The organism is Mesorhizobium sp. M7A.F.Ca.CA.002.05.1.1, from assembly GCF_003998335.1.
Classification (GTDB): domain Bacteria; phylum Pseudomonadota; class Alphaproteobacteria; order Rhizobiales; family Rhizobiaceae; genus Mesorhizobium.
Window position 1 is genome coordinate 1 of the sequence record NZ_RZQI01000659.1, and the last position, 3,411, is coordinate 3,411.

At 63.0% G+C, this 3,411-nt stretch carries 4 protein-coding genes and 1 pseudogene; 3 read left to right on the forward strand and 2 right to left on the reverse strand.

Going from position 1 to position 3,411, the window contains the following annotated elements:
- Positions 1-401: pseudogene (locus tag EN939_RS26105) on the reverse strand (arginine--tRNA ligase); the annotation flags it as partial.
- A 75-nt stretch (positions 402-476) separates the two neighbouring features.
- Positions 477-1,691 carry a deoxyguanosinetriphosphate triphosphohydrolase gene (locus EN939_RS26110; RefSeq protein ID WP_127270655.1) on the reverse strand — a complete coding sequence of 405 codons (1,215 nt, stop codon included), beginning with the start codon at positions 1,689-1,691 and terminating at the stop codon, positions 477-479.
- Positions 1,692-1,781: 90 nt separating this feature from the next.
- Between EN939_RS26110 and erpA the strand changes: the two genes are divergently transcribed.
- The 3 genes from erpA to xth are packed head-to-tail and all read left to right on the forward strand — an operon-like array spanning position 1,782 to position 3,338.
- Complete coding sequence (gene erpA / locus EN939_RS26115; RefSeq protein WP_127270656.1) at positions 1,782-2,129, forward strand: iron-sulfur cluster insertion protein ErpA; 348 nt, start codon at positions 1,782-1,784, stop codon at positions 2,127-2,129.
- 1 nt (position 2,130) lies between these two features.
- On the forward strand, positions 2,131-2,526 hold the full coding sequence (locus EN939_RS26120; RefSeq protein WP_127270658.1) for a VOC family protein: 396 nt from the start codon (positions 2,131-2,133) through the stop codon (positions 2,524-2,526).
- 17 nt (positions 2,527-2,543) lie between these two features.
- Positions 2,544-3,338: an exodeoxyribonuclease III gene (xth, locus tag EN939_RS26125; RefSeq protein ID WP_127270660.1), complete on the forward strand. Its 795-nt coding sequence runs from the start codon at positions 2,544-2,546 to the stop codon at positions 3,336-3,338.
- Positions 3,339-3,411: the final 73 nt, after the last annotated feature.

A 3,411-nucleotide genomic window follows, 5' to 3' on the forward strand; every position in this document is an offset into this window, starting at 1 on the left:
GTCGGATTGGCCGAGACATATTCGACATTGGTCTTCCTGCCGCCGCCAACCGTCGAGCGGCCATAGTTGCGGCCCTCGCCGAGCAGTGCGGTCAGATGTGTCTGCCAGAAGCCGTCCTTGAGCCTGAGATTGACGAAACCGGGCCCAGCCACTTCCGTCGCCGCGACATCCTTGTCGTCGCGCAGCGCCTGCGCCAGTCTTTCAGCCAGCGCGCGCGGGTTCTGGCCGGTCGGCTTGGCCAGCACCATCGCCGCATTGGTCGCTAGGTCGCCGTGGCTGGCGTCGCGCGGCGGCTCGACGGCAATGCGCGACAGGTCAGGCGAAACGCCGTCTTTGTCTTTCAGATCAAGCGCTTCGACGGCTTTTATGATTCGCGCGGTGAAATCGGCGAAGATGTTCATTTGTGTGACTCTGGGGTCTGGCTCTGGCGGCTTTGCAGCGAATCCGGCTCGTTGGCCGGCAAAATCGAGCCCGCCCTAGCCCAATTCAGGCGTATGGTCAAACAAACGCCGGTGTTCCTTGAGCGCGTAGGTGTCGGTCATACCCGCCAGGAAGTCGGCGACGCTGCGCGCCTTGATGCGGTCGTCGGCCCGATCCAGCCCCTCGCGCCAGCCGTCCGGCATGGCGCGCGGATCGGCGAAATAGGCGTCGAACAGATTTTTGACGATCTGCTCGGCGTCCGCGCGCACCCGCATAACCTCCGCGTGCCGGTAGAGGTGCTTGTACAGGAAGGCCTTCAGTTCTTTCTCCAAGGCAGCCATTTCGGCCGAGAAAACCACCATCGTCTCGCCAGCTGCCCTCACCGCATCGGCGCTCCGCGGCCTGATGCGATCGAGATTGGCGGTCGTCGACTTGATCACGTCCTCGACCATGGCGGTTATCTGCCGCCGCATCAGCTCGTGGCCAGTGCGCACATCATCGAGGGAGGGATAGCGTGAGCGAACGCCTTTCAGGATCGTTCCCGGCAGCGAAACCGTCTCCAGCATGTCCAGCGTCAAGAGCCCTGCCCTCAAGCCGTCATCGATGTCATGCGTGTTGTAGGCTATATCGTCGGCGATCGCCGCGCATTGCGCCTCGATGCCGGCAAACCGGTCGAGTTCGAGATCGTGCAGTTCAGAGTAATCACGGATCGCCTGCGGCACCGGCCCTTTCAGACCTTTGCCGTTAGCATTCGTCAGCGGCCCATTGTGCTTGACCAGGCCTTCCAGCGTTTCCCAGGTCAGGTTGAGCCCATCGAACTCGGCGTAGCGCGCCTCCAGCCTCGTCACGATGCGCAGCGATTGCGCGTTGTGGTCGAAGCCGCCCCAGGCGGCCATCTTTTCGTTCAGCGCGTCCTCGCCGGTGTGGCCGAAGGGCGTGTGGCCGAAATCATGCACCAGCGCCACCGCCTCGGCGAGATCCTCGTCGCCGCGCAGCGCCCGTGCCAGGGCGCGCGCGATCTGCGCCACTTCGATCGAATGGGTCAGCCGGGTGCGATAGTGGTCGCCTTCATGCGCGATGAAGACCTGCGTCTTGTGCTTGAGCCGCCGGAAGGCCGTCGAATGGATGATGCGGTCACGGTCACGCTGGAATGGCGTGCGGGTCGGGCTTTCCACCTCGTCGAACAGCCGCCCGCGCGACTTTGCCGGATCGCAGGCATAGGCGGCGCGCGGCCGATAGCCGAATCCGATGTCGCCCAACTCGTTGGTCATGGCTGATGCTGCCGCAGTTGACTTAGCCAGGTTGACTTGGCCCCTCGCGCTTCATACCTATCATGTGAAACCGAAAGCAAGGTGACGCCCATGGGCGCTGATGCCAAGACTGCCATGAAAGTCGATATGACCGAGGCCGCCGCCAGGCGGATCGCCAGGATTGTCTCGAACGAGGCCGGCAAGACGGCGCTGCGCGTGTCGGTCGAAGGCGGCGGCTGCTCGGGCTTCTCCTACAAGTTCGACCTGGTCGATACGCGCAACGACGACGACGTCGCCATCGAGAAGGACGGCGCCACCGTGCTGATCGACGACCTGTCGCTGGTCTATATGGGCGGCTCTGTGATCGATTTCGTCGACGATCTGATGGGCCAGTCGTTCCAGATCCGCAATCCGAACGCCGTCGCCTCCTGCGGCTGCGGCACGAGTTTCTCCATATAGAATGCCTGCCATTAGTGCGATCCGTCAGATCGCGCTGTCGGCTGGCCGTGATCTCGACACCACGCTGGCTTTCTGGCGCGACGTGCTCGGCATGGCGGTTCATGCGCGCTTCGATCCGCCGGGCATCGCCTTCATCATGGCCGGCGATATCAGGCTGCTGTTCACTGACGGCATACCGGCCGGAACCGTCTATCTCGACATATCCGGCCTCGACGACTTCCATGCCTCTGCGGTCGCGGCAGGCGTACCCTTCACCGCGCCGCCAACACTTGTCCATCGCGACACGGAGGGCCAGTTCGGTCCAGCGGGGGAAAGCGAATGGATGGCCTTCCTAAAGGACCCGGCTGGCAATACGATTGGCCTCGTCGAACGCCATCCGCCGCAAGAATCCAACTGAATAGCATCGAGACCGCCATGAAAATCGTCACCTGGAACATCAACGGTGTCCGCGCCCGCATTGGCAATCTCACCCATTGGCTGACCGAGAGCGCACCCGACATCGTCTGCCTGCAGGAGATCAAGACCGTCGACGAGCAATTCCCGCGCGCCGAGATCGAGGCGCTTGGCTACAATGTCGAAACCCATGGCCAGAAGGGTTTCAACGGCGTGGCCCTGTTGTCGAAGCTGCGCTTCGACGAAGTCATCCGGGGCCTGCCCGGCGACGATGCCGATGAACAGGCGCGTTTCATCGAAGGCGTTTTCTCGACCGACAAGGGCGCCTTGCGCGTCGCCTCGCTCTATCTGCCGAACGGCAATCCGATCGATGACGAGAAGAAGTTTCCTTACAAGCTGTCCTGGATGGCGCGGCTGGAGCGCTGGGCCGAAGAACGGCTGAGACTTGAGGAGGCCCTGGTGCTCGCCGGCGACTACAACGTGATTCCCGAGCGGATCGACGCGCGGTTTCCGGAGAACTGGCTGGGCGACGCCCTGTTCCAGCCGCAGACGCGACAAGCCTTCCGCCGGCTGCTCAACCTTGGTTTCACCGAGGCGGTGCGCGCGGTCACCGACGCGCACGACACCTACACGTTCTGGGACTATCAGGCCGGCGCCTGGCAGAAGAACAACGGCATCCGCATCGACCACCTGCTTTTGTCGCCGGAAGCCGCCAACCGGTTTTCTTCCGCGTCGATCGAAAAGCACGTGCGCGCCTGGGAAAAACCGTCCGATCACGTCCCGGTGGCGATCGATCTCGCGCTTCAGCCGGCCTGAGAGAACCTCGCCGGGCACGCAGGCGCTGGACCTCATATCGCCACATTTCGCGCCGTTCATTGCGGTCCAGCAT